Source organism: Candidatus Kosakonia sp. 282A-S69 (assembly GCF_029433855.1).
GTDB classification, from domain to species: domain Bacteria; phylum Pseudomonadota; class Gammaproteobacteria; order Enterobacterales; family Enterobacteriaceae; genus Kosakonia; species Kosakonia cowanii_A.
In genome coordinates this window covers 2,167,859-2,192,989 of record NZ_JAROAU010000003.1, presented here as the reverse complement: position 1 = coordinate 2,192,989, position 25,131 = coordinate 2,167,859, and the positions used below count along the sequence as shown (strand labels likewise).

At 56.5% G+C, this 25,131-nt stretch carries 27 protein-coding genes; 13 read left to right on the top strand and 14 right to left on the bottom strand.

The features are described 5' to 3' along the window. Positions 1 to 29 precede the first annotated feature (29 nt). Positions 30 to 1,799, bottom strand: coding sequence for an amidohydrolase (locus tag PU683_RS16155; RefSeq protein WP_277173239.1), 1,770 nt, complete (start codon positions 1,797 to 1,799; stop codon positions 30 to 32). Between the two features lie 481 nt (positions 1,800 to 2,280). On the opposite strand from PU683_RS16155, the gene PU683_RS16150 reads away from it, so the two are divergent. The 5 genes from PU683_RS16150 (at position 2,281) to PU683_RS16130 (ending at position 8,199) form a co-directional block, all read left to right on the top strand. Continuing rightward, positions 2,281 to 3,195, top strand: a complete 915-nt coding sequence (locus PU683_RS16150; protein ID WP_277173237.1) for a LysR family transcriptional regulator — start codon at positions 2,281 to 2,283, stop codon at positions 3,193 to 3,195. Between the two features lie 256 nt (positions 3,196 to 3,451). After that, positions 3,452 to 3,724 (top strand): YtcA family lipoprotein, encoded by a 273-nt coding sequence (locus PU683_RS16145; RefSeq protein ID WP_277173235.1) that lies wholly within the window; start codon positions 3,452 to 3,454, stop codon positions 3,722 to 3,724. A gap of 12 nt (positions 3,725 to 3,736) precedes the next feature. Then, positions 3,737 to 4,765, top strand: a complete 1,029-nt coding sequence (mdtN, locus tag PU683_RS16140; RefSeq protein ID WP_277173233.1) for a multidrug transporter subunit MdtN — start codon at positions 3,737 to 3,739, stop codon at positions 4,763 to 4,765. 8 nt (positions 4,766 to 4,773) lie between these two features. Next, positions 4,774 to 6,714 (top strand): FUSC family protein, encoded by a 1,941-nt coding sequence (locus PU683_RS16135; RefSeq protein ID WP_277174311.1) that lies wholly within the window; start codon positions 4,774 to 4,776, stop codon positions 6,712 to 6,714. A 3-nt stretch (positions 6,715 to 6,717) separates the two neighbouring features. Next, positions 6,718 to 8,199, top strand: coding sequence for an MdtP family multidrug efflux transporter outer membrane subunit (locus PU683_RS16130; RefSeq protein WP_431190945.1), 1,482 nt, complete (start codon positions 6,718 to 6,720; stop codon positions 8,197 to 8,199). 42 nt (positions 8,200 to 8,241) lie between these two features. On the opposite strand, the gene PU683_RS16125 is transcribed toward PU683_RS16130, so the two are convergent. Next, entirely contained in the window at positions 8,242 to 9,162 is a 921-nt protein-coding gene (locus PU683_RS16125) for a Kdo(2)-lipid IV(A) acyltransferase (RefSeq protein ID WP_277173231.1), read from the bottom strand. A 217-nt stretch (positions 9,163 to 9,379) separates the two neighbouring features. Between PU683_RS16125 and trhO the strand changes: the two genes are divergently transcribed. Beyond that, the gene (gene trhO / locus PU683_RS16120) at positions 9,380 to 10,429 is read left to right on the top strand and encodes an oxygen-dependent tRNA uridine(34) hydroxylase TrhO (RefSeq protein WP_277173229.1); all 1,050 of its coding nucleotides are present in this window, start codon (positions 9,380 to 9,382) and stop codon (positions 10,427 to 10,429) included. A gap of 40 nt (positions 10,430 to 10,469) precedes the next feature. On the opposite strand, the gene PU683_RS16115 is transcribed toward trhO, so the two are convergent. From PU683_RS16115 to mdtH, 9 genes are all read right to left on the bottom strand, one after another. Further along, positions 10,470 to 11,045 (bottom strand): YceI family protein, encoded by a 576-nt coding sequence (locus PU683_RS16115; RefSeq protein WP_023481320.1) that lies wholly within the window; start codon positions 11,043 to 11,045, stop codon positions 10,470 to 10,472. 2 nt (positions 11,046 to 11,047) lie between these two features. Next, positions 11,048 to 11,614, bottom strand: a complete 567-nt coding sequence (locus PU683_RS16110; protein WP_054803145.1) for a cytochrome b — start codon at positions 11,612 to 11,614, stop codon at positions 11,048 to 11,050. A gap of 398 nt (positions 11,615 to 12,012) precedes the next feature. Further along, positions 12,013 to 13,131 (bottom strand): N-methyl-L-tryptophan oxidase, encoded by a 1,119-nt coding sequence (gene solA, locus PU683_RS16105; protein ID WP_277173227.1) that lies wholly within the window; start codon positions 13,129 to 13,131, stop codon positions 12,013 to 12,015. Between the two features lie 116 nt (positions 13,132 to 13,247). Next, a complete protein-coding gene (bssS, locus tag PU683_RS16100; protein ID WP_023481711.1) occupies positions 13,248 to 13,502 on the bottom strand; it encodes a biofilm formation regulator BssS in 255 nt (84 codons plus the stop codon). Between the two features lie 278 nt (positions 13,503 to 13,780). Beyond that, positions 13,781 to 14,026, bottom strand: coding sequence for a DNA damage-inducible protein I (gene dinI / locus PU683_RS16095; protein WP_023481401.1), 246 nt, complete (start codon positions 14,024 to 14,026; stop codon positions 13,781 to 13,783). 75 nt (positions 14,027 to 14,101) lie between these two features. Further along, a complete protein-coding gene (gene pyrC / locus PU683_RS16090; RefSeq protein ID WP_277173225.1) occupies positions 14,102 to 15,145 on the bottom strand; it encodes a dihydroorotase in 1,044 nt (347 codons plus the stop codon). A 114-nt stretch (positions 15,146 to 15,259) separates the two neighbouring features. After that, positions 15,260 to 15,820, bottom strand: a complete 561-nt coding sequence (locus PU683_RS16085) for a lipoprotein (RefSeq protein WP_277173222.1) — start codon at positions 15,818 to 15,820, stop codon at positions 15,260 to 15,262. Positions 15,821 to 15,941: 121 nt separating this feature from the next. After that, a complete protein-coding gene (gene grxB, locus PU683_RS16080) occupies positions 15,942 to 16,589 on the bottom strand; it encodes a glutaredoxin 2 (RefSeq protein ID WP_277173220.1) in 648 nt (215 codons plus the stop codon). Between the two features lie 64 nt (positions 16,590 to 16,653). Further along, positions 16,654 to 17,862 (bottom strand): multidrug efflux MFS transporter MdtH, encoded by a 1,209-nt coding sequence (gene mdtH, locus PU683_RS16075; RefSeq protein ID WP_277173218.1) that lies wholly within the window; start codon positions 17,860 to 17,862, stop codon positions 16,654 to 16,656. A 235-nt stretch (positions 17,863 to 18,097) separates the two neighbouring features. On the opposite strand from mdtH, the gene rimJ reads away from it, so the two are divergent. From rimJ to murJ, 4 genes are all read left to right on the top strand, one after another. Next, the gene (gene rimJ, locus PU683_RS16070) at positions 18,098 to 18,682 is read left to right on the top strand and encodes a ribosomal protein S5-alanine N-acetyltransferase (RefSeq protein WP_076769679.1); all 585 of its coding nucleotides are present in this window, start codon (positions 18,098 to 18,100) and stop codon (positions 18,680 to 18,682) included. Positions 18,683 to 18,691: 9 nt separating this feature from the next. After that, positions 18,692 to 19,339 carry a YceH family protein gene (locus PU683_RS16065; RefSeq protein ID WP_277173215.1) on the top strand — a complete coding sequence of 216 codons (648 nt, stop codon included), beginning with the start codon at positions 18,692 to 18,694 and terminating at the stop codon, positions 19,337 to 19,339. 2 nt (positions 19,340 to 19,341) lie between these two features. Beyond that, positions 19,342 to 20,265, top strand: coding sequence for a Gfo/Idh/MocA family protein (locus PU683_RS16060; RefSeq protein WP_277173213.1), 924 nt, complete (start codon positions 19,342 to 19,344; stop codon positions 20,263 to 20,265). Positions 20,266 to 20,371: 106 nt separating this feature from the next. Then, on the top strand, positions 20,372 to 21,907 hold the full coding sequence (murJ, locus tag PU683_RS16055; RefSeq protein WP_277173211.1) for a murein biosynthesis integral membrane protein MurJ: 1,536 nt from the start codon (positions 20,372 to 20,374) through the stop codon (positions 21,905 to 21,907). Positions 21,908 to 21,975: 68 nt separating this feature from the next. Here murJ and flgN read toward each other — a convergent pair whose 3' ends face one another. The 3 genes from flgN to flgA form a co-directional block, all read right to left on the bottom strand. Continuing rightward, entirely contained in the window at positions 21,976 to 22,398 is a 423-nt protein-coding gene (gene flgN, locus PU683_RS16050) for a flagella biosynthesis chaperone FlgN (protein WP_277173209.1), read from the bottom strand. A gap of 4 nt (positions 22,399 to 22,402) precedes the next feature. Further along, positions 22,403 to 22,696, bottom strand: coding sequence for a flagellar biosynthesis anti-sigma factor FlgM (flgM, locus tag PU683_RS16045; RefSeq protein ID WP_277173207.1), 294 nt, complete (start codon positions 22,694 to 22,696; stop codon positions 22,403 to 22,405). A gap of 91 nt (positions 22,697 to 22,787) precedes the next feature. Next, positions 22,788 to 23,447: a flagellar basal body P-ring formation chaperone FlgA gene (gene flgA / locus PU683_RS16040; protein ID WP_277173204.1), complete on the bottom strand. Its 660-nt coding sequence runs from the start codon at positions 23,445 to 23,447 to the stop codon at positions 22,788 to 22,790. A 157-nt stretch (positions 23,448 to 23,604) separates the two neighbouring features. On the opposite strand from flgA, the gene flgB reads away from it, so the two are divergent. From flgB to flgD, 3 genes are read left to right on the top strand one after another with little or no spacing between them, the layout of a single operon-like run. Then, a complete protein-coding gene (gene flgB / locus PU683_RS16035; RefSeq protein ID WP_277173202.1) occupies positions 23,605 to 24,021 on the top strand; it encodes a flagellar basal body rod protein FlgB in 417 nt (138 codons plus the stop codon). Between the two features lie 4 nt (positions 24,022 to 24,025). After that, positions 24,026 to 24,430: a flagellar basal body rod protein FlgC gene (flgC, locus tag PU683_RS16030; protein WP_023481372.1), complete on the top strand. Its 405-nt coding sequence runs from the start codon at positions 24,026 to 24,028 to the stop codon at positions 24,428 to 24,430. An 11-nt stretch (positions 24,431 to 24,441) separates the two neighbouring features. Next, positions 24,442 to 25,128, top strand: a complete 687-nt coding sequence (gene flgD, locus PU683_RS16025) for a flagellar hook assembly protein FlgD (RefSeq protein ID WP_277173200.1) — start codon at positions 24,442 to 24,444, stop codon at positions 25,126 to 25,128. Positions 25,129 to 25,131 lie beyond the last annotated feature (3 nt).

Genomic DNA, 25,131 nt, shown 5'->3' with positions numbered 1-25,131 from the left:
AGCAGGCTCCGCGTGAGAAGCGAGGCGGATTACGATTTTTTCTGCGCGCTATCGTAGACCTTCTCTCCGGCGAACCATGTCTCGGCAATCTTCCAGTTACGGATATCCTGCGGCACCGGATCGTTGATTTTGCCATCGACTATGGCGAAATCAGCCCACTTACCGACAGTAATCGAGCCAATCTCTTTATCCCAGCCGCTGATTTTTGCCGGCGCCATGGTGTAGGCATACAGCGCTTCGTCGAAGGTGAGGGCGTTTTCGCCATACCACACTTTGCCATCTTTAAGGCGTAACACGGCATCGCCAAGCTGCGTCATCGGGTTCTCTTTTGCCGTCGGCCAGTCGCTACCGAACACCAGGTGCCCACCCGCGGTCAGCAGCGATTGCCAGGCGTAACCGCGCTTCAGGCGCTCGTTACCCAGACGCGTCTCAAGGAAGTTAGGCGCGATGGCATGGTCAGGCTGCATCGACGGCACAATACCGTTCTGCGCAAACTTCTCGATGTTGGCGTACTTTGTCAGCTCAATATGTTCGATACGGTTAATTTTATCCCTGCCCTGCGGGCTGTTGCGATACGCCTCCAGCGCCATGGTCACGGCGTTATCGCCAATGGCGTGAACGGCAACCGGGAAGCCATATTGATGGGAGCGCTGCACCATCTCATTCATCTTCTCCTGGGTGTAGAGCGGGGTGCCGAAGTAGTGATCGTGACGATCGGAGTAGTGCTCATGCAGGGCGGCGGTGTGGTTCATCAGGGTGCCATCCATAAAATATTTATGGTAGCCATAGCGGAACTGCGGCCCTTTACCGATCGCTTTCTCTTTGTCGGCGGCAAAAGCATTCATCTCTTTTTGCTTATCGGCCTGCGTTTTCCACGCCTCTTCACCGCTGTTTTTCTCACCGGTATCAACCATGTAGCCGTACCAGATGCGCATCGGGAAGCCGCCTTTTTTCAGCATATCGGTATAGATGTCGCCCGAGTTGGTCCACATATCATGGGCACCGGTGACCCCAAGGCTGTTGAAGTGCGCCATCACTTTGCGCAACCCCTCGGCCTTATCCCCCTGGGCGGCAATCACTTTTGGTGAGCGGTTGTAGATATCAAGGGCGTTCTCCAGCAGGATGCCGGTCGCTTTACCGTTTTTATCGCGCTGGATGGTTCCGCCGACCGGGTCGGGTGTCTTATCGGTGATCTCCAGCTCTGCCAGCGCTTTACTGTTCAGCCACATGGTGTGGTAGTCGACGTCAACCAGCGCGACCGGGTTATCAGGCGCGACTTTGTCGAGGTCGGCCGCAGTGGGTAGCGTTTTTTCCTCGGTTAAAGTGGCGTCCCAGCGGCCGCCGAAGATCCAACTGCCTTTCGGCTGCGCATCCACTTTTTCCTTGATCATCTTCAGCCACGTCTGTTTGTTACTGACGCCAAAGAGATCGACGCCGTTGATCAGGTCGATCCCGGCAATCAGGTGCGTGTGGGCGTCAATCAACCCCGGGATCACCGTTTTACCCTTGGCATCGATCACTTTCGTCTTATCGCTTTGCAGCAGCTTAATATAGTGCGGGCTGCCCACCGCGATAAACTTGCCATCCTTAATCGCCAGCGCCTGAGCGCGCGGTTTGGCGGCATCGGAGGTGCGGATATCTGCATTCATAACAATGATATCGGCAGGCGTCGGCCGGTCATTGGGATCGTTAGGCACATCTTTTGCCGCCGTAGCGTTAAGTGAGGTGCTAATTAATGCCGATAACAGACTCACTTTGATAATTTTCTGTAGCGTACCCGTAGGCTTAAATAAACCCATATGGCGTTCTCCATTTAAAAGGCGGGGATAATAACGTTCACGGCGATAATAAGCAGAAGCGAATAACGATACAAATGGGCTGCCGGGAAAATAACGGCGAAAATGGGGCGTTGTGGCAATAATAAAACTTTCCTCCCTGCGCAAAGTTCCATTTATGCAACAGGTGACATTTATGCAAAGGTAAATCATGAGTTCTTTCTTAAACTGTTATTTGTTTGCTTATCAGTTGAAGCTTAATAAATGCGTTTTATTGACAATAAATAACGTCTTTTGACGTTATTTGGCTATGTCCTTTTCATTTTGTAATTATCTTTATTACCATGTAACAGTGCCTCTGGAATAGTCTGGCAGAGCGGGTTAAAAATGACCCACATCAATGTGTTGCAATAATAAAGTCCTTAAACCTGTTGTTGCAGGATGCGTAGCGGACGCCAGGCGTCAGGCTCAGCGCAATAATGAAAAGAAGTAAGGACGTAAAAGCATGAAAAAAACCGATCTGGTTATTGAAAATAAAGCACTCTGCGCATTTGTCGCCGCTGCAGAAACAGGAAGTTTTGTGCAGGCGGGGCAACGAATGAATCGCTCGAAATCAACAATTAGCCGCTGGATAAAAGAGCTGGAGGGTATTCTCGGCTATACCCTATTTCACACACGCGGCAATGGATCGGTGGTCAAAATTAACAGCAACGGCAAACGACTGCTGCCGAAAGCAAAATCAATGGTGAACAGCTGGCAGCGGCTGGAGGCTTTTTCCTTATCGTTACAAACACGCCGTGAACCGGAAATAGTCCGGCTGGCCTTTAATGAACTTATCCCGGCAGAGGTGGTGGCCGATATTTTGCTTAGCGTGAAGGTGGCTTACCCGCAGGTACAGCTCAACGTTATCCATACCGATGTATATGACACCGAAGCGAATTTACGCGCTAAGCGCGTCGACTATGTGCTGGGGCTGCATTTACCGGTTATGCCTTGCGGGTTGCAGGGCTGTGTAGTGGGCGATCTGCAAACCATGCTTATTGCTCATCCGCAGCACTGGCTGGCGCAGCAGAGCCAAATTGATGCCTTTCAACTGGATGGCGAGACGCTGATTTATCCCGCCTTTCCGGATGAAAACAATGACCATCGCTATCCGCTGCACGCCCCGGCAGAGGCGATGCTGGTGACGGATTACACATTAAGCGTGATGCTGGCGAAAAAGGGGCTCGGTATTGCCTGCGTACCGGATCATATTGCGCGGCCTGAGCTGTTGGCGAAGCGGGTAGTCGCACTTGATGTCAACAATGATGAATTTAATAACCTGCACTCGCTGATGTTATTCTGGCGCGAAAACGAGGATGACGCCGCGCTTCGTTCGCTGATTGTGAGCAATTTAAAAGAGTGGTTTGGTTATCGCTAAGCGTGCAGGGGCTACTCTGCCGTCAGGCAGATGATTCTGCACGAAAGCGCATTCTGCTTATGAGATTTGCCTGACGTTTATGCAAAAAAACGGAAATGTAACGTCAACGTTATATTTTATGGCGCAGCAGTTTATAATCACCGCGTGCAAAAGTTGCACCTATTCTGAGTAGAGTGTACCGCACGCGTCGTTAGCGCAGTATTTATCTAAAAGATGGAGAGAAGGTGTCAGTGATGATGATTTCGCGCGCAGGAGCATGGCTGTGAAAGGGATCGCAAAATCTTTGCGCGGGGCTGCGCTCATACCCTGCTGCTTACTCCCTGGCTGCGCCTTGCCGCCCGCTATCCCTGTGCTTGGCGCCTCATTTCCCGCCTGGTTCTTCTGTTTTCTCGCCGCGGCGCTGCTACTCATTCCGTGCCATTTGCTTATTGTGCGTAAAGGCTGGCAGGCGCGTTTTTCGCCGCTGGTTATAAGCTATCTGGCTCTGCTGTTTCTCTTTGCCGCGCTTTTCTGGTTCCTGTTTTTTTAGATATGAAGGCCTATGACTGATTCCAGCTCAACGTTGTTACGGAAAAAGTGGCCGTTGCTGCTCATCGTGATTGGCGCTATCGTGGCGCTGATTGCGGTGATCTGGCATCTGCAGACTTCTCCGCAAACCAACGATGCCTATGTTTACACCGATACGATTGACGTCGTCCCGGAAGTGACTGGCCGCATCGTCGAGATGCCCGTGCGCGACAACCAGCGGGTGAAAAAAGGCGATCTGCTGTTCCGTATCGATCCGCGCCCTTACCAGGCGATGCTGGCGGATGCGAAATCCCGGCTGGCGGCGCTCGACGCGCAAATCACCCTGACCGGGCGCACCATTAAAGCGCAGGAGTATAACGCGCAGTCTGTTGCCGCCGCGGTGGCGCGCTCGCAGGCGCTGGTCGATCAGACTCGCTCGACGCGCAGCCGCCTGGAGCCGCTGGTACCGCAAGGGTTTGCTTCGCAGGAGGAGCTGGATCAGGCGCGCACGGCGGAGAAAGCCGCCCGCTCCGAGCTGGCCGCGATCCAACTTCAGGCCAGCCAGGCCGCTTCAGCCGTGCTCGGCGTCGACGCGATGGTGGCTCAGCGGGAAGGGGTGCTGGCGCAGATTGCGCTGGCGGAGCTGCATCTGGAGTTTACGGAGGTGCGCGCGCCCTTTAACGGTGTGGTAGTGGCGCTGAAAACCACGGTTGGCCAGTACGCCTCGGCATTAAAACCGGTCTTTACGCTGATGGATGACGACCGCTGGTATGTGGTGGCCAATTTCCGCGAAACCGATCTGCAGGGCATCCGCGCCGGCACTCCGGCTGAGATCACCGTGATGACCGACCACAGCCAGCGCTTTAGCGGTCGGGTCGAGTCGATCGGATTTGGCGTGCTGCCGGAGGGCGGAACGGTGATTGGCGGCTTACCGATCGTGCCGAAAAGTATTAACTGGGTGCATGTTTCGCAGCGCTTCCCGGTGAAAATCGCCGTTGAGCACCCCGATCCGGCGCTGTTCCGTATGGGTGCCTCCGCAAGCGTTACCCTCAAGCCGCAGTGAGCATGGCGATGGAGAGCGCCTGGAGCTATCTGCAAAAAGAGCTGCGCGCCACGCCGGGGCGGGGGAATTACACTCTGCGCATGACAATCAGCTGCGCGATCCTGATTGCGCTGTTTATGAGCCTGCAGATCCCCTTTCTGGCGATAGCCCTGATTGTGGTCTTCTATGTCAGCCAGCCCAACGTGGTGATGGTCTCTCTGGTCAGCGTCGCTTTTTTCCTGGTGGTGACGCTGGTGCTGGGCGGCGTGCTGCTGATTATCAAGTGGACCTATGACTATCCGCTGGTGCGTCTTGTCGCCTCGGTGCTGCTCTTCTCCCTCGCCGTCTATCTGATGCGCATTATGGGCAAGCTGGGGCTGGCCTTTTTTGTCGTGGCGCTGGCGGTGATCTATGCGCAAACTTTTCCCTCGATGACCGGGCAGAGCGAGATCCTCGTGCGCCTGCTGCTGTGGCTGTGGGTGGCCATCAACAGCGCCATCGTGGTGACACTGTTGGTTAATGCCTGTTTCGCGCAGGCTTTTCCCGGCTGGCAGTTCAAAAGCGCGCTCGCCGCGATGCTGCGCCAGACAGCGGCCTGCCTGACGCAAACCGATGCTGACGCCCTCGAAAAGAACCGCCCCACCTTCAGCACCATTGCCCGCCAGGTTGCGCAGCTGCACACGCTCTTTAAGCTGGCGCGGCTCTCCAGCACGGCGATAGCTGAGAAGCAGCAGAAGTGGCAGAGTGTGATGGCGTTTACGCTGCGCAGCTATCAACTCATTGCGCTGCTACAACCCGGTGGCCCCGATGTGGCGCGACGACCACTTGCCGATGCGCTGCTCGCGCTGGCACAGCAGGTGGAGCAGGGCAAACTGCCGCCTGTGCAGCCGGTCTCCGTGTCCATCGAGCGTGAGCAGGGTGTGGTTGTGCGCGAGATCGCTGCGCTGCTGGCCTCGCTTCAGCGCGGAGAAACCGTTGCCCTACCGCCCGGCGAGGGAGAGAGGAGTGCATTAATGCCGCCGGATGCCTGGAGTAACCCGGCCTATCTGCACTTCACCCTGAAAACCGTGCTGGTCACGCTGCTCTGCTACGTCTTTTATACCGCGACGGACTGGCAGGGTATTCACACCATTATGCTGAGCTGCGTGATTGTGGCGCAGCCCGGGCTCGGCGCGACGATGCAGAAGATCGCGCTGCGTATTGGCGGCGCGCTGCTGGCGACCCTGCTGGCGCTGCTGCTGATTCTCTTTATTCAACCCTGGACGGAGTCGCTGGTCGGCCTGCTGGCGATGGCGCTGCCGGTAATGGCGCTGGCCGCCTGGCTGGCGGGTGGGTCAGAGCGCATTGCCTATGCCGGTATTCAGCTGGGTTTTACCTTTGCGCTGGCCTTTTTAAGCTGGTTTGGCCCGCTGACCAACTTAACCGAGCTTCGCGATCGGGTGATTGGCATTCTGCTCGGCGTGCTGGTCTCGTCGCTTGTCCATCTCTATTTATGGCCGGACAGCGAAGCGCCGCAACTTAAAGCCAGTCTCGCGCGCCTCTACCGGCGCATTGCCGGGCTGCTGCGGGCAAAAGATCGGGATTCCAGCATCCCGGCGCTCTTTGCCAGCCTGACCGAGAGTGATGCACTGCTCAACCGCGTTGCCGCCGAGCCGCTCAACACCTGGGCGCATCCCCATGCAGAAGCGAAAAGCTGGCCGCGCGGCGAGACGTTTGCCAGCGCGCAGGAGCTTGTGCGCCTGAGTGAAGGTTATCGGTTGTATGCTGCGGTGGACGATCCCTTTTTGCCCCGCTGCGCCGAGTATATTGAGGCCTACGCTACGGCTATCGACCAGGCGCAGCCGAAACCGACCCTGGTGGCACTTCGCGCCGATGCGGCAAACCCCTACGGCCCGCCGCTGATGCAGGCGCTCACCAGCCTGCCGGCATGGCCGTCCCCCTTTTCACTGAGTTCGCGACAGGCAGAGTAAAGTATGCGCGCAAAAATGATCTCTTCGCGTTTTCGCTGCAGTACGCTGGCCGCATTTGGCCTGCTGCTGTTATCCGGCTGCGCCCTGGTGCAGGACGATCCGGGGCAGGTGACGATCGTCAACCCGCAGAAGGCGCAGCTGGCGCAGGCGATCCACCTGGTGAACAGCGGCTGGCCCGCGGCGCGCTGGTGGGAAAACTATCACGATCGCCAGCTTTCGATGCTCGTCAATCGCGCGTTGCAAAACTCGCCCACCATGCAGGCTGCGCGGCTGCGTGTCGGCCAGTCGCAGTCAACGGTGGCGCTGGCGCAGTCGGCAATGGGCGTACAGGCAGGCGCCGTTGCCGCGCAAAACTACATGCGCGTGTCGGACAGGGAAGCGAAAGCGACCTGGCCCTACGCCTACTCGCTGCCTGTTGATAAACAGGGCCCGTGGTACACGCTGAATACGGTGGGGGTTGGCGCGTCGCTCAATATCGATCTCTGGGGATCGGATCGCGCGCGCGTGGCGGCCGCGATTGGCGAGCAGAATGCGAGGCTTGCCGAAACTGCGGCGATTGAGCTGGATATCGCCAGCAGCGTCGCTCAGCTCTACTTTGCCATGCAGGCGACCTTTGCGCGCATCGCGCTGCTCAATGAGCAGCAGGAGATTGCCCGCTTCTCCGAGCAGGCGCACCAGCAGCGTGCGGCGCGCGGGCTGGAGGATAGCGTCGATCTGGCCGGGGCGCAGGCTGAACGGCTGGCCGCGCAGCAACAGCTGGTGGAGGCGAACGGCGCGTTAACCCGCTACCGCGAGACCCTGCGGGCGCTGATGGGTGCCGACGCGCAGAGCATGCCCGTGATTCATCCGGTGGCGCTGCCGCAACTTCAGCAAACGCTGCCCGCCTCGCTCTCATTCGAACTGCTGGCACGCCGCCCCGATCTCCAGGCGCTGCGCGGGTACGTTACCGCCACCATGAGCCAGGTGGACTCAGCGAAGGCGGCGTTTTACCCGCACTTCGATATCAAGGCTTTCTGGGGTTACAACGCCTTTGATGTCGGCGATCTCTTCCGCTACTCCTTCCAGCAGCTCAATATTTTGCCTGCGCTCACGTTGCCGCTGTTTGACGGCGGGCGGTTAAATGCACACCTGAAGTCAGTGCGTACCGCCAGCAATATTCTGATCAAACAGTACAACCAGGCGGTGCTCGATGCGGTGCGTGATGTGGCGATCACCTCCAGCCAGCTTAACGATCTCAACCAGATGGTGGCGATGCAGCAGGAGAAAGTGCGCGCGGCGATGACGGCAACCAATAGCGCTGCCGCCCATTACCAGCGCGGCCTGCTGAGCCGCTTCAGGGCGCAGGAGGCGCGCCGCCTGGCGCTGGCGCAACAGCTTCTGCTGCTGGATATGCAGGCGCAGCAGCTCAGTACTGATATCACGCTGATAAAAGCGCTGGGCGGCGGTTACCGCAATGAAAACGAAAAGCGTGAAGAGAAGCAGTAAGAGAGGCCGCTCCGCCCGTGGTTTACAGGCGGAGCGGGGCAGTTAGTAGCGGGAGGGCACCCCTTCCGGGCGGGTTTTAAAGCGGCGGTGCAGCCACATATATTGCTCGGGCGCCATCATAATGCAGCGCTCCACCACTTTGTTCATCCACGCGGCGGTGGTTTCAGCATCGTCCAGCGGCGGTGAGCACTCCGGCTCAAGCATAATCAGCTCATACCCTTTACCGCCGGGTTTGCGGCGCGGCACAAAGGGCACCACGCAGGCTTGCGACATGCGCGCCAGCATCCAGGTGCCGGAGGTGGAGGCAGCCTGCTCGACGGCAAAGAAGGGAACAAAGACGCTGGCGCGCGGGCCGTAGTCATGATCCGGCGCGTACCAGACCACTTCACCCGCTTTCAGTGCGCGGATCATCCCCTTGAGATCTTTACGGTCAATCATGCTCTTATTGGAGCGCATGCGTCCCCAGGTTTGCAGCAGATCGATAACCGGGTTGTCGTTCGGACGGTAGACGCCGATGCCCGGCTCATTAAGACCAAACATCCGCGCGCCAATCTCCAGCGTCAGGAAGTGTACGCCAATCAGCAGAATGCCGCGGCCCTGTGCCTGTACGTTACGGACATGTTCGAAATGGGAGACATCCATCCAGCGGCGCATGCGGCGATCGGACCAGAACCAGGCCATGCCGGTTTCAATCAGCCCCATGCCGACGGATTCAAAATTCTTCGCCACCATTTTCTGCCGCTCCTCCTCGCTCATCTGCGGGAAGCAGAGCGTCAGGTTGCGGTGCGCAATGTGCGCGCGGCGCTTCATCAGGCGCTGTGCAAGGTGGCCGAGCGCGCAGCCTAAGCGGTAAAGGAGCGGGTAGGGGAGTTGAACCACTAACCACAGCACGCCGATGCCAAACCAGGTTGCCCAATAGCGTGGGTGCAGCAGCGATGCCGAAAATTTGGGTAAATGCGTCATGACTGTCCTGTGTATAGCTACAATGGCCTGTATTCTCGCATTTTTTTTGTCATTCGCAAAAACAAGGTCGTGCAGCCGCGTTCCATAAGCGCAACGCGCATTACAGTGTGAAATGAATGGGTGGAAATGTAGCGCAAAATGTGGGGATGTAAATTAACACTATTTGCTTTATGATGCCGCCCGTTTTTCACTCTCCACTCTGCAGGATACGTACACCATGCCAGTGTTACACAACCGCATCTCCAATGATGAACTCAAAGCCCGCATGCTCGCCGAAACCGAGCCGCGCGTCACCGTCTCGTTTTACAAATACTTCTCGATCGTTAACCCGCAGGCGACGCGCGATGCGCTCTACCAGACCCTGTCGCAGCTGAGCGTGTTTGGGCGCATCTACCTCGCCCATGAAGGGATCAACGCGCAGATCAGCGTGCCGCAAAGCAAATTCGAGGCGTTTCGCGAAGCGCTCTATACCTTTGATCCGGCTCTTGATGGGCTGCGCCTGAATATCGCCATTGATGATGATGGTAAATCCTTCTGGGTGCTGCGCATGAAGGTGCGTGACCGCATTGTGGCAGACGGCATCGAGGATGAGAGTTTTGATGCCAGCAACGTCGGGGATTACCTGAAAGCGGCGGAAGTGAACGCCATGCTTGACGATCCCGACGCGGTGTTTATCGATATGCGCAACCACTATGAATATGAAGTGGGCCACTTCGATGGCGCGATGGAGATCCCGGCCGACACCTTCCGCGAGCAGCTGCCAAAAGCGGTCGAGATGATGCAGGAACACAAAGATAAAAAGATTGTGATGTACTGCACTGGCGGGATTCGCTGCGAGAAAGCGAGCGCCTGGATGAAACATAACGGCTTCAACAAAGTGTGGCATATCGAAGGCGGCATTATCGAGTATGCCCGCCGCGCCCGCGAGCAGGGGCTGCCGGTGCGCTTTATCGGCAAAAACTTTGTCTTCGACGAGCGTATGGGCGAGCGTATCTCTGACGATGTCATTGCGCACTGTCACCAGTGCGGCACGCCGTGCGATGCCCACACCAACTGCCTGAACGATGGCTGTCACCTGCTGTTTATTCAATGCCCGAGTTGTGCCGAGAAGTTCGACGGCTGCTGTAGTGAATTGTGCAAAGAGGAGCGCGCCCTGCCGGAAGAGGAGCAGCGTAAACGCCGCGCCGGGCGGGAGAATGGCAATAAGATCTTTAATAAATCGCGTGGTCGCCTGAACACCAAACTGGGTATTCCTGACCCGGAATAAAAAGAAGGAGAGGGGAAACCCTCTCCTTTTTCATGCCTGCTTACTTCTGACGCACACCTTCAACCGAAATAATCAGCTCAACATCCTGCGATGCCGGACCGAGGTCGGTGGTGATGTTAAAGTCTTTCAGCTTGATCTTGCCGGAGGCTTCAAAGCCTGCGCGCACGCCGCCCCACGGGTCATTGCCCTGGCCCAGCAGCTTCGCTTCCAGCTCAACCGGCTTGGTCACGCCGTTCAAGGTCAGGTTGCCGGTAATATCCAGCTCATCGCCATCCTTTTTCACCGAGGTCGAGGTGAAGGTCGCTTTCGGGAACTTCGCTACGTTGAGGAACTCTGCGCTGCGCAGGTGTTTGTCACGCTCAGCATGGTTGGTGTCAACACTGTTGGTATTGATGGTGACATTCACTTTGTCAGCCGCCGGATTGGCTTCATCAAAGGTAAAGCTACCGTCGAAGTCCTTAAACGTACCGTATAACCAGCTGTAACCGAGGTGCTGGATACGGAAGTTAACGAAGGCGTGCTGGCCCTCTTTATCGATCTTGTAGTCTGCCGCAACGGCAGAACCGGTGGTGAACAGCAGCGAGGCGAGAGCGAGTCCCGGCAGGATCTTCTTCATACTTATGCTCCAGAGTCAGGTGACGATTTTCCCAGCATCCGCTTGAGAGTGGCGTCTTTATCAATGAAATGGTGTTTAAAGGCAGCAAGGCCGTGCAGCACGGAGAGAACCACTACGCTCCAGGCCAGCCACAGGTGGATCGTTCCGGCGAGGTCCGCCTGCGAACCGGCATCGGCAAGTGTGGCAGGGATCTCAAACAGGCCAAAGACGTTAATCGGTTTACCATCGGCGGTGGAGATCAGATAGCCGCTAAAGACGATGCCAAACAGCAGCAGGTAGAGAACGATATGGGCAACAACCGCGGCGATGCGCGTGGCGGTGGAGTAGCTTTTCAAAGGGGGTGGCGGCGGGGAGATAAAACGCCACAGCAGGCGGATAACCAGCCCAAACATCAGCAGAATGCCGATGCTTTTATGGATCTCGGGTGCCTGATGATACCAGCCATCGTAATAGCTGAGCGTGACCATCCATAACCCTAAGGCGAACATGCCATACACCACTATGGCGACCAGCCAGTGAAGCGTTACGGAAATAAAACCGTAGCGCGCCGGAGAGTTGCGAAATTGCATAACGGGTCATCACTGTTAACCAAAAGTTAATTTAAAATGGCGTCAGTGAGAAAATATTGCAACTCAAAAATAACGAATTGGATTGTTATTTTTTTTATAACATAATTTTTGAATAAGTTTACCGGTTTATATTCAGGCTATTAGAAGGTTGAAACGTTTAAGGCAGGTTCAGCAGGGGGTTAGGCGGGCTGTCATCAGAGTGAAGCATTCAAAAATATTGTCTGTAAAAGGCGGGTCAGGCGCTGGGTGTCAGCTTTTGTAAGCATTTTAGTGCCGCTAACTTTACGCTGAATTAATTGAAAACCCACCCCTGAGAATATATGCCACCACATTTTCACGCAGGTGATTACTTTATTCTGCGCAAAGAGATGCGGCCCCGAAATAGGGCCGCCATCAACTTAACCTGTAAAGCGGGCAAGGGAGAAGGGCTGTAAATTGAACTCCAGCGTTTTCTGCTGGGCAAACGCAGTGGCGATCTCGCCCAGCACCGGGGCAAATTTAAAGCCGTGACCGCTCAGGCCGGTGATCACCAGCGTGTTCGGCTCGCCTGGCAGGGTATCGATAATAAAATCTTCATCGGGCGAGTTGTCATAGGTGCAGGATGCGCCATACAGGCAGCCGCCGATGCCCGGCAGATGCTGGCGTAAAAAGGAGAAGCACTCCGAGCCGTCGCCTGCTTCTGCGCCAAACGGCGTGCGCTCGTCGGCCGCATTAATCACTTGGCCGCCGTTATGGCGACCAATCTTTAACTCATTCTCGACTGCCGGGAAGCCGTAGTAGTGCTCGCCATTTGGCATCTCGCCGGTAAAGGCCGGGAAGTTGTTTTTCACGCTGTAACGGCCATCCGCCTGGAACCAGGCAAACACTTTGCGTACCGGTTGAACCGGCAGGTCCGGCAGCAGCGTCTTCGCCCAGGTCCCGGCGCTTACCAGCGCTTTTTTGCCGGAGAAACTCCCTTCCGGGGTATCAATAGTGACGCCATCAGAATGATGGTGCAGTGCGGTGACCGGGCAGTTGAAGAGCTGCGCGCAGCCCGCCTGTTCAGCCAGCTGGATCCAACTTTTGATCGCCAGTTCGCTGTGCAGCACGCCGGAGTCGGCTTCGTAGAGAGCGATGTAATCATCCGGAACGCGGATTTCCGGCCAGCGCGCCATCAGCGAGGCGGCATCAAGCTTTTCCAGCGTCAGCTTCCACTGCGCGGCGCTGTCGGCGACGTTGGCGAGGAACGGGGAGGTGGCCGGGCCAAAATTGACTACGCCGGTGCGCTCGAACACCGCTTCGCCGGTGAGCGTGTTCAGCTCATCCCATAACTGCTGGGCGCGCAGCACCAGCGGAACATATTTCTCACCCTCGCCATAAGCGTGGCGGATCAGGCGCGTATTGCCGTGATGGCTGCCTTCATTGTGCGGCGGCATATGCGCATCGGTCATCAGCACCTTCAGCCCGGCGCGCGTGGCGTAGTAGCCCGCAGCTGCGCCAACGGATCCGCTGCCAATAATAATCAGGTCGTATGTCATGGTTCTCTCCAGGCAAATGCGTGTTCAGGAGGGTAAATAACCTGGGGGGCTTATACAAGGGCAGAAAAAAGAAAGGCACCGCGAGGGTGCCTGGGAGTGAGTATACGCAGCGGATGTTAATGCCTTTTATACTCGTCTTTTTCGTAATCGCCTGATTCAATCTTGGCAATACCCGCTTCCAGAATCGAAATAAACTGGCGGGCAACATCGGTTGTTAACCATAACGTCTGACCGATTTCAGTCCCTTCCTGAGCGGCTCTGTTCGGGGTCTGGTAGTGCAACCGGAGCATCAGTGCGTCATAGCTGTCTACGGTGCTGATGTCCCATCCGACCAGTGGATGGGTCTGGATGACTTCATTATTCTTTACCATCATAACCCCCTGTTTGGCGTGTTTTAATTAGACAACGACGTTCGAGGTTCAATGCGTGTTTTAATTTGAAGCCTTTTCAGTATATCAACAACCCGACCCCGTGATCGAAAAAATAAACACTCTGCAACATCTTTTTTGTAGTCATAGATTTTTCTTAAGAGAGTGGCGAAAAGATAAACAACTCATTTTGCTGAGAAAATCCGATGTTACGGTTTTGCTTAAAATTGAAGTAAAAAAAGCCGGGGCGACCCGGCAATAACTTCAACTTCAGAGGGAAATTAATCGGTGATAAACCAATCGTCAGCGCTTTCCCAGGTCTCTTGCAGAATTTCGCTAACGCGGTCTTTATCTTCTTTCGCGCCGCCAAGGACGGAGAGATTATTTGCCGCCGCATAACGGACAGAAATTTTATTTTCGCGATCGGGATAGTGGTCATTCAGACGGCGGGATAACTCACCTGCCAGCGCGTCGATAGCGCCTGCGGGTAAAGATGTGGTTCTGGCAATCGTCACTTCAATGCGCATAACAGCCCCCTGTGTAAGATACTGTATGTTTATACAGTTAATCAAAACACATTACAACAGGGAGCGTAAGAATTTTTAGCGCTTCACCTGCCAGCGCACGGTTTCACCGGCGAGGAACGGCACCAGCGTATCGTCCGCCAGCGCGATCGACTCCGGCACCACGCACTCTTCACGCACCAGTTCAATGAACGCCTCATTCACCGGCAGGCCATAGAAGCGCGGCCCGTTAAGGGAGCAGAAGGCTTCGAAGTGCTGCAGGGCATTCATCTCTTCAAACACCGTGGCGTAACTTGCCAGTGCCGTTGGCGCATTAAAACAGCCTGCACAGCCGCAGCTCGCCTCTTTGCGATGGCGGGCGTGCGGGGCGGAATCGGTGCCGAGGAAGACGCGATCGAACCCGCTGGCGACCAGTTCGCGCAGCGCCTGCTGGTGGATATTACGCTTGAGGATCGGTAAACAGTAGAGGTGTGGACGTACGCCGCCCACCAGCATATGGTTGCGGTTAAAGAGCAAATGCTGCGGGGTGATGGTCGCGGCCAGCCGCTCGTTGCCGTCGCGCACATAGTCAGCGGCATCTTTAGTGGTGATGTGCTCAAACACCACTTTCAGCTCTGGCAGGCGCTTACGCAGCGGCTCCATCACCGTTTCAATAAAGCGCGCTTCACGATCGAAAATATCGATTTCGGCGTGGGTCACTTCGCCATGCACCAGCAGCGGCATGCCGAGCTTCTCCATGCGTTCAAGCACCGGCATGATGGCATCAATGCTGGTGACGCCGTGGCTGGAGTTGGTGGTAGCGTTTGCCGGGTAGAGCTTCGCCGCGGTAAAGACCTTTTCCGCAAAGCCGCGTTCGATCTCGTCGGGAGCGAGGCTGTCAGTCAGGTAACAGGTCATCAGTGGTTCGAAATGGTGACCGGCAGGCACCGCGTCAAGGATGCGCTGGCGATAGGCGATAGCGGCCTCAACGGTGGTCACAGGCGGAGCCAGGTTCGGCATCACAATGGCGCGGGCGTAGGTTTCGCTGGTCCATGGCACCACGGTTTTCAACATATCGCCGTCGCGCAGATGGAGGTGCCAGTCGTCAGGACGGCGGATTTTCAAAACCTGAGGTTGTGTCATTGGAGGGCTCCGGCTAAGTGAGAGAGGGCTGTTTTTGCCGGAGACCAAGCATAAGGGGAAACGTTTTCGTTTGCATCCTTTTCCTGAAAAAAAGGGCGCCAGGCGCCCAATGAATCAGTCGGTGAGGGGGATGACAATCTCGCCCGGCTTCACTTCGATGCCTTTGGCATATTTCTTCGCCAGCGCTTCGCCTTTGGTACTGTCTTCTTTCAGCACGTAGGCCGGGCGCTGGTTAAAGTAGTTGCGCAGAGACTGGTTGAGGTAGGGCATCACGGTTTGCAGCACGGTCTGCATCTTTTCCGGCGTTACCGTCGCGTCCACCACCTCCATCTCGTGCAGGTAAATTGCTCCCTGATCCTTATCAAAGGTTGGCAGCGCTTTCAGCTTCAGCTTGATAACCGCTTTTTGATTGCCGAACAGTGAGGTCATATCCAGATTAGCGTCGCCCGTTAAGGTGATTTTATTCGGCTCTTCACGACCAATTGCGCTGGCGAGATTGCTGAGAACAATATGCGCATCAGCTACGCCCGGCACGCCAATATCTTTGGCGAAGTTATTCCGTTTCTCCAGGGCCTGGTTAATCTCCTGCTCGCTGATTGTGTATTGGGTCAGCTGATTGCAGCCCACCAGCACGCCGCTCAGCATAAATGCCGCGGCCAAAATCATCTTCTTCATGAATTCCTCAACGTGGTCCTGATGCCTCGATCGAGGTGTAGCATGCGCGACGCCCGGCGCAAAGGCCAGCAGAAAATACTTAAAGGCGGGGCGGAAGCCGGACGCTTCCGCCATGAACGGCTTAGATAGCCATGGAGGAGAGAAGGTTAACCTGGGTCTGTTTCGCCATGTTGTCGCGGTAGTCTGCGACGCGGGTTGGCCACGTGATGCCGCTGACAATCGTCAGGTTACGCAGCAGCGGGAAGAGATGAATATCATCTTCCGACAGCTCGCCGTTGACGGCGTTCGGCTGCACGATGAGCTTCTCCAGCGCGCGCAGATCGTCGCTGATATTCTTCACCAGCCCGGCAGAGTGGGCGAGATGATCGGCAAAGTCGCCAATCGCCGCCTCTTTTTTGGTGGTGAACCAGTTGCGTGCCTGTGGAGTGGAAAACTCGTCAAACGGGGCCTGTGCGAAGCGCGGGATTAGCAGCTTATTAACGTAGCCATTTACCTTACGCAGCCACTCCTCGATCTTCGGATTGCGTGAGCCGGTCAGCAGGGGTTGACCGTCGAGCTTATCGACGTAGTGAACAATATCGAGGCTTTCGGGCAGGTAGCGGCTGTCATCTTTTTGCAGGATCGGCGCCATCTTCTGACCAATCATTCTGGTCGGCGTCGCTTCGTCATCGCTTTGCAGGACATGGAGTTCAACAGGGAGATTCTTAAGGCCGAAAATCATGCGGGCTTTTACACAGAAAGGGCAGTGATCGTAAATGTAGAGTTTCACGTTTCTCCTCCATACGGGTTTATCCATCACTACCAGTATGGAAGAGAGGCAGAGGCGGCGCAAATCAGGCGCCGGGTTCGAGCATCGGCGGCTGAACGCGGCGGGGGGCAAACTGCCACAGCAAGGCAAGGGAGGTAATAAGCCCAATCACCCCGAGCATCATCCACGGCAGCTCCGGCTGGCGAAAGGCTTTCCCGGCGTCAAACAGCCAGCCGCCGCCGGCATAGCCAAGCGCGCCGCCAAAAGCCAGACCTAAACGGCTAAAGCCCATATAGCTGCCGCGCGCCCGTGCATCAGCCAGCTGCGCGCTCAGGGTTTCCCGTGCCGGTTCGGCGATAATTGAGCCGATATAGAAGGTGCAGATAAGTGTAAAAAGCTGTTGCAGTGAGCCAACCATGCCCATCGGAAAGAGGCTGAAGGACATCACCAGCAGGCCAAACATCAGGCGCTGTTCAAGGCGAAAGCGCTTTTCGCTCCAGCGGGCAATCGGGTAGAGCAGGGTCAGCGACAGGCAGGCCTCAATGGCGTACATCCATTTTACCGGTGTCGGCGAGCCGGCAACGTCGTTGACCATAATCGGCAGCATCAACATCACCTGCACCGCCAGCATGTAGTAGCCGCTGAGGGTTAACACATAGGTGACGAACTTTTTGTCACGCAGCACGCGCGCTAAGCCTTCACGCACCGGCGTCTTCACCGTTGAGAGCTTCCACGCAGGCAGCAGCCAGGCGTTAAAGCCGGCGCAGAGGATAAACATCAGCGCCCCGGCGGCGCACACCAGACGGAAATCATATTGCAGCAGCCAGCTGCCGAGCAGCGCGCCGATAACGGCCCCGGCGCTATCCTGCATCATCAGCAGCGAGAAGAAGCGACCGCGCTGGCGTGGGCGCACCAGCTTGACCACCAGCGCCGAACGCGGCGGGTCAAACAGCGTGCCGCCAAGCCCTGAAAGGATACAGGAGAGCCACAGCACCCACGGCTCGTGCGCCATCCCCATCGCCGCAAACCCTGCGGCGCGCATCAGCATGCCGGTGACAATCAGCGGTTTTGCGCCAAATCGGTCGGCGATCGCGCCGCCAAACATGCCTAGCCCCTGCTGAATAAACTGACGCAGGCCGAGCGCGATCCCGACCATCAGCGCGGCCCAGCCAAGTTGATCAACGAAACGAATGGAAATCAGGGGGAAGACAACAAAAAAACCGAGCACCACCAAAAAATTATCGACCAGCAGGAAATATTTACCCAGGCTCCTTGCCTGCGAGATGCGCGCCATTTCCCCTCCGGGAAATTAGAAAAAGGTGACGCTTCTATTCTGCGGCTTCGGCAACCGTTTTCACACATTCACAGCGACAATATTTTTTTATCAAGGCGGGCGTTTGATTGAGACTTTTCATCGAAAAGGGGGCGCGGCGCAGAAAATGCCATGTTGCTGTTTTCACAGAGTCGCAGAGCAAAGGTATAGTAAAGAGAAGGGGTAAAAAAAGCCGCGAAACGAAGGAGTGGTAAACATGTTTGGCTATCGCAGTAATGTGCCGAAAGTACGCTTGGTAACAGACAGATTAGTGGTGCGCCTGGTTCACGAGCGCGATGCGTGGCGGCTTGCGGATTATTACGCGGAAAATCGCCAGTTTTTAAAACCCTGGGAGCCCGTTCGCGACGAAAGCCACTGTTACCCTTCCGGCTGGCAGGCGCGTCTGGGAATGATCAATGAGTTCCATAAACAAGGCTCCGCCTTTTACTTCGCCCTGCTCGATCCCGAAGAGAAAGAGATTGTAGGCGTTGCCAACTTTTCCAACGTGGTGCGCGGCTCGTTTCACGCCTGTTATCTTGGTTACTCCATCGGCCAGAAGTGGCAGGGGCAGGGCTTGATGTTTGAAGCCCTCACCTCCGCCATTCGCTATATGCAGCGCACGCAACATATGCACCGCATAATGGCCAACTATATGCCGCACAATAAACGCAGCGGTGACTTACTGGCGCGGCTCGGGTTTGAAAAAGAGGGCTATGCCAAATCCTATTTATTGATTGACGGGCAGTGGCGCGACCACGTCCTTACCGCATTAACCGCCCAGGAGTGGACTCCGGGACGCTAAGGAGCAGAGATGAAGTATCAACTCACCGCCACTGAGGCGCGGGTGATAGGCTGTTTGCTGGAGAAGCAGGTCACCACGCCGGAGCAGTATCCGCTGTCCATCAACGGCGTGGTGACAGCCTGTAATCAGAAAACCAATCGCGAGCCGGTGATGAATTTGAGCGAGCTGGAGGTCCAGCAGGTGCTTGATGAACTGGTGAAGCGCCACTACCTGCGCACCGTCAGCGGTTTCGGTAACCGGGTGACCAAATATGAGCAGCGCTTCTGCAACTCTGAATTTGGCGATCTGAAGTTAAGCCCGGCAGAGGTGGCGCTTATCGCCACGCTGTTGCTGCGCGGGCCGCAAACGCCGGGCGAATTGCGTGGGCGCGCGGAGCGGATGCATCGTTTTGCCGATATGGCCGAGGTGGAAAACGCCCTTGAGCAGTTGGCCAGCCGCGACGATGGTCCGTATGTTGTGCGCCTGCCGCGCGAGCCGGGCAAGCGTGAAAGCCGGTATATGCACCTCTTCAGTGGCGATATGCAGACGATGATCAATGTGGTTGAAGCCGTCGCGCCGACGGAGCAGAGCCTTGAGGCGCGCGTGGAGGCGCTGGAGAATGAGGTGGCGGAACTGAAGCAGCGTCTCGATTCGCTGCTGGCACATTTAGGGGAGTAAACGTGACGACATTACGGATTGGTGTAGTAGGGCTGGGCGGGATCGCGCAGAAAGCGTGGTTACCGGTGCTGGGGGCGGCAACGGAGTGGATGCTGGCGGCGGCCTGGTCACCGACGCGGGAGAAAGCCCTTCGCGTGTGTGAAACCTGGCGCATCCCCTGTGCGGATTCGCTGGCGTCGCTGGCGGCGCAGTGCGATGCGGTGTTTGTTCACACCTCAACTGCCTCGCACTATGCGGTGGTGAGCGAACTGCTCAACCTTGGCGTGCATGTCTGCGTCGATAAGCCGCTGGCGGAAAACCTGAAAGATGCCGAGCGCTTAGTCGATCTTGCGGCGCGCAAAAAGCTGACGCTGATGGTCGGTTTTAACCGCCGCTTCTCGCCCCTTTACCGCGAGTTGAAACAGCAGATGGCGCAGGCGGCTTCGCTGCGCATGGATAAACACCGTGCCGACAGTGTCGGGCCGCACGACCTGCGCTTTACGCTGCTTGATGACTATCTCCATGTGGTCGACACCGCGCTATGGCTGGCGGGCGGCCGTGCGCAGATCCAGAGCGGCACGCTGCAAACCACCGACGACGGCGCAATGCTCTATGCCGAGCACCACTTCAGTGCCGACAATTTGCAGGTAACCACCAGTATGCACCGGCGGGCGGGCAGCCAGCGTGAGTGGGTGCAGGCGGTGACCGACGGTGGTCTGGTGGACATTACCGATATGCGCGAGTGGCGCGAAGAGCGCGGGCAGGGCGTGATAGCACGGCCGATCCCCGGCTGGCAGAGCGTGCTGGAGCAGCGCGGCTTTGCCGGCTGCGCGCGCCACTTTATCACCTGTGTGCAAAATCAGACGGTTCCGGAAACGGCAGGTGAGCAGGCAATCCTCGCGCAGCGCGTGGTGGAGAAGCTCTGGCGCGAGGCAATGAGTGAATAAGGCGGCGCTACGCGGGCGATAGTAATTCGCTTTTTTCCCTGTAGACTAAGCGCTTCGCTGTATCCCAACGCCTGCATTGCAGGCGTTGTGTCTTATGGAAACCAGAATGAACCTACTCAAATCGCTGGCGGCAGTCAGCTCCATGACGATGTTTTCCCGCGTGCTGGGCTTTGCGCGCGACGCCATTGTGGCACGAGTGTTTGGCGCAGGGATGGCGACGGACGCCTTCTTTGTCGCGTTTAAACTGCCCAATCTGTTACGGCGTATTTTTGCCGAGGGCGCGTTTTCCCAGGCCTTTGTGCCGATCCTCGCCGAGTACAAAAGCAAACAGGGCGAAGATGCCACCCGCGTCTTTGTCGCCTACGTTTCAGGCTTGCTGACCCTTGCGCTGGCGATAGTTACCGTTGCCGGTATGCTGGCCGCACCGTGGGTGATCCTCGTTACCGCGCCGGGGTTTGCCGATACGGCGGATAAATTCAACCTCACCTCGCAGCTGCTGCGCATTACTTTTCCCTATATTCTGCTGATCTCGCTGGCGTCACTGGCGGGGGCGATCCTCAACACCTGGAACCGCTTTTCGGTGCCGGCCTTCGCGCCCACCTTTCTCAATATCAGCATGATTGGTTTTGCGCTCTTTGCCGCGCCTTACTTCCATCCACCGGTGCTGGCGCTGGCCTGGGCGGTGACCGTGGGTGGCGTGTTGCAGCTGGTCTATCAACTGCCGCATCTGAAGAAGATCGGCATGCTGGTGCTGCCGCGCATCAACCTGCGCGATGCGGGCGCGATGCGGGTGGTAAAACAGATGGGGCCAGCGATCCTCGGCGTCTCCGTTAGCCAGATCTCGCTTATCATCAACACCATTTTCGCCTCGTTTCTCGTCTCCGGCTCCGTGTCGTGGATGTATTACGCTGACCGCTTAATGGAGTTCCCCTCCGGCGTGTTGGGGGTGGCGCTCGGGACTATTCTGCTGCCGTCGCTGTCGAAAAGTTTCTCCAGCGGTAATCAGGAGGAGTATTGCCGGTTGATGGACTGGGGCCTGCGCCTCTGTTTCCTGCTGGCACTGCCAAGTGCTGTGGCGCTGGGGATTCTTGCTAAACCGTTGACCGTTTCGCTGTTCCAGTACGGCAAATTCACCGCCTTTGATGCGGCTATGACGCAGCGTGCGCTGATCGCTTACTCGGTTGGCCTGATGGGCTTGATTGTGGTGAAGGTGCTGGCGCCGGGCTTCTATTCTCGCCAGGACATTAAAACGCCGGTCAAAATTGCCATTGTGACGCTGCTGATGACTCAGGTGATGAACCTGGCCTTTATTGGCCCGCTGAAGCACGCCGGGCTGTCGCTGTCGATTGGCCTGGCGGCCTGTCTGAATGCCAGCCTGCTCTACTGGCAACTGCGCAAGCAGAAGATCTTCACCCCGGAGCCGGGCTGGAGCCATTTCCTGCTGCGTCTGGTGATTGCCGTCGTGGTGATGGCCGCCGCGCTGGTGGGGATGCTCTATGTGATGCCGGACTGGGCGACCGGAACAATGCCGTACCGCTTGCTGCGCCTGATGGTGGTGGTCGGGGTCGGTGTGGTGGCTTACTTCGCTACCCTTGCACTGCTCGGGTTTAAGGTGAAAGCGTTCGCGCGCCGGACGGTATAAAAAAGCAACGCAAAAAGCCAGGGGAGACCCTGGCCTGTTTACGACGGCGTGCTCACACGGTCGTCGAACTAAATCGCGATCTTCTTACCGCCGCGATGCGCGGATGAGGCATAGCCATTCGCACCGTAGAGGCTGGGTTCCTGATGCGGTTTCAGGACTTCCAGCGCCTGCTGGTTGCGCGCAATTTGCCCCTCCAGTAACCAGCCGTTGTGCTGGTTGAGGTCGCGTAAATGCTGCGTTTTCTGCGTGATGATCTGCCAGCGATTAGCAACATCGCCGTGGGCGTTTTGTTGCGTTTTCTGTTCGGCACGACGCTGCTGCTCAAGGTAGTCCAGCGTCGCGAGCAAGGAGCTTTTCTCCTCCGTAATGCGCTGTAGCGCGCTGCCATTGATATGGCCAACGGAAAGCTGTTTTTGCTCAGTATCCATCACGTCTTTCAGAGCGCTCAGGATAACTGTCATTTGATCAAGAATATCTGACAGTCGATTCATAGGGTTATTTACTCTGTAAGTAACTCTTCGCTTCGTTAATCAGGGCATCGGCAATTTTGCCGGTGTCCATTTTCAGTTCACCATTACGAATCGCGGTTTTCAGTTTTTCAACGCGTTCCATATTGATATCGTTAGCGCCCGCCTGCATCAGCTTGGTTTGCGAACCGCTGAGCGTGACGTTGGTGCTGTTTGCCGTCGCGGCAGTTTCCTGGCGCGCTTTCTGCGTCTGGGTTTCGTTAGTCTCACGCTGTTGAACGGTGTTAACCGGCTTCACAGAAGAGGTACGATCGATGCTCATAGTGTTTCCTCATTGAGGTTCGCGGCGTTTCGGGCCAGATTTCTTCAGTCTTACTAACTTATCGGCAGATAGCATTAGTTCTTTAAGCAATTTATAGGTTAATAAGAATATTCCCATCAGAATTAACCGTACCGCTGACTATCTGCCCTGAAGCCATGCGCACACGCGCACTCTGCGCCACTGCCGCATTGTTCATCGCCTGACCTTCGCTGTTGACACTAAAACCCTCTCCTGACGCCACGACCTGTACGCGCTGACCGGCTTTAATTCGCCAGGCCTGACGTACCATCGAAAGTTGAATCGCCTGTCCCGGCGCCAGATCGCGCAGACTCACCGCGTCCTGAGCCATGTTGATGTCGAGCATGGTTCTCGGCGGCAGTTGGTCAAGCCGGCCACGTTGTAACGCCACGCTGCCGGGCTGCAATGTCGCGCCGCGCGCAACAGGCTGCACCGCCACAACATAGTTGCCGGTCGCCTGGACTTCGACCTGCACAAAGCGTTTCGTCCCCGCGCAGTTCGCCATCACATTCATATTGCCCCACAGCTTTGCGCCGCCCACCACGCTGAGGGTGGGCTGGTCACACGTCGGTAACTGACCCTGCGGGGTGCGAATATTGACCACCACCTCATCGCTAAAGCCAGCAAGACGCTGGGCGAAAAGCGACGTCAGCTGCGCCTGCAGATCTGCTGCCTGAGAAAAGGGGCTTAATAACAATAAGATTGCGGCTACACCGCCTTTCAACGTGTTCATCGCAAAATGGGCCTGTTGAATCAGATGGGGAGATATTAACCGCTTTGCAAATCTATCAACGCAAAAAATAGCGACGCATTTTGCCCTTATTCCAACGATAAGTTTGCAAGGGGGGATTTAAGCTGTTGGCTAAATAATTGTCATCAGTGAGGGAGCCATGCTCGATAAACTTGATGCCGCACTGCGCTTTCAACAGGAAGCGCTGAACCTGAGCGCCCAGCGCCAGGAGATTCTGGCAGCAAATATTGCTAACGCCGACACCCCAGGGTTTCAGGCGCGCGATATCGATTTTTCCAGTGAATTAAAAAAAGTGATGGAGCGCGGTCGGGCTGAAGGCAGCGGTGTATCGCTGGCGCTCACCTCTTCGCGCCACATTCCGGCGCAGGCGATGACCGGTCCGTCTACCGATCTGCTTTACCGTATTCCCGATCAACCATCGTTGGATGGCAACACCGTCGATATGGATCGTGAACGTACCCAGTTCGCTGACAACAGCGTCAAATACCAGACCGGCTTGACCGTGCTGGGTGGGCAGATCAAAAGCATGATGAGTGTTCTGCAACAGGGGAACTAATTAAATGGCATTACTGAATATCTTTGATGTCGCAGGCTCCGCGCTGACCGCCCAGTCCAAACGTATGAACGTCGCCGCCAGTAACCTGGCGAACGCCGACAGCGTAACCGGACCCGATGGTCAGCCGTATCGCGCTAAACAGGTTGTCTTTCAGGTCGACGCAGCACCGGGCCAGGCAACGGGCGGCGTAAAAGTGGCGGATGTGATTGAAAGCCAGGCGCCGGACAAACTGGTGTATGAACCCGGTAACCCGCTGGCAGATGCAAGCGGCTACGTAAAAATGCCTAACGTTGATGTCGTGGGCGAAATGGTCAACAGCATGTCCGCGTCGCGCAGCTACCAGGCGAACGTTGAAGTGCTGAATACCGTGAAGAGCATGATGCTCAAAACGCTCACTCTCGGTCAGTAAAGGGGCCCCGTATGTCTATCAGCGTGAATATTAACGACCCGATTAACAACGGCGTCTCGACGACCAGTAAAACGTCCGGTACGTCGACCACCGGCACCAACAGCGCATCTGACCTTCAGGGCAGCTTTTTGACGCTGCTGGTGGCGCAGTTAAAGAACCAGGATCCCACCAACCCGTTGCAGAACAACGAGCTGACCACGCAACTGGCGCAGATCAGCACCGTAAGCGGGATTGAGAAACTGAATACCACCCTCGGCTCCATCTCCGGACAGCTGGATAACAATCAGTCGCTGCAGGCGAGCACGCTGATTGGTCACGGCGTCATGATCCCGGGACAGACCGTGCTGGTGGGCAAAGGCACCTCCACGCCGTTTGGCGTAGAACTGACGCAGACTGCCGACAAAGTGACCGCCATCGTGAGCGATAAGAGCGGTGCGCCGGTGCGGACGATTGATCTCGGCGGTCTGAAAGCTGGCGTCCACACCTTCAGTTGGGACGGCAAAATGACAGATGGCAGCGTAGCACCGGATGGTTCATATACGGTCTCTATCGCGGCCAGCTCAGGCGCAACTCAGCTGGTTGCACAACCGCTGCAGTTTGCGCTGGTACAGGGTGTGACCCGCGGCGACAAGGGAAGCACACTGGATTTAGGTACTTATGGAAGTACCACACTCGACGAAGTACGACAGATTATTTAAAGC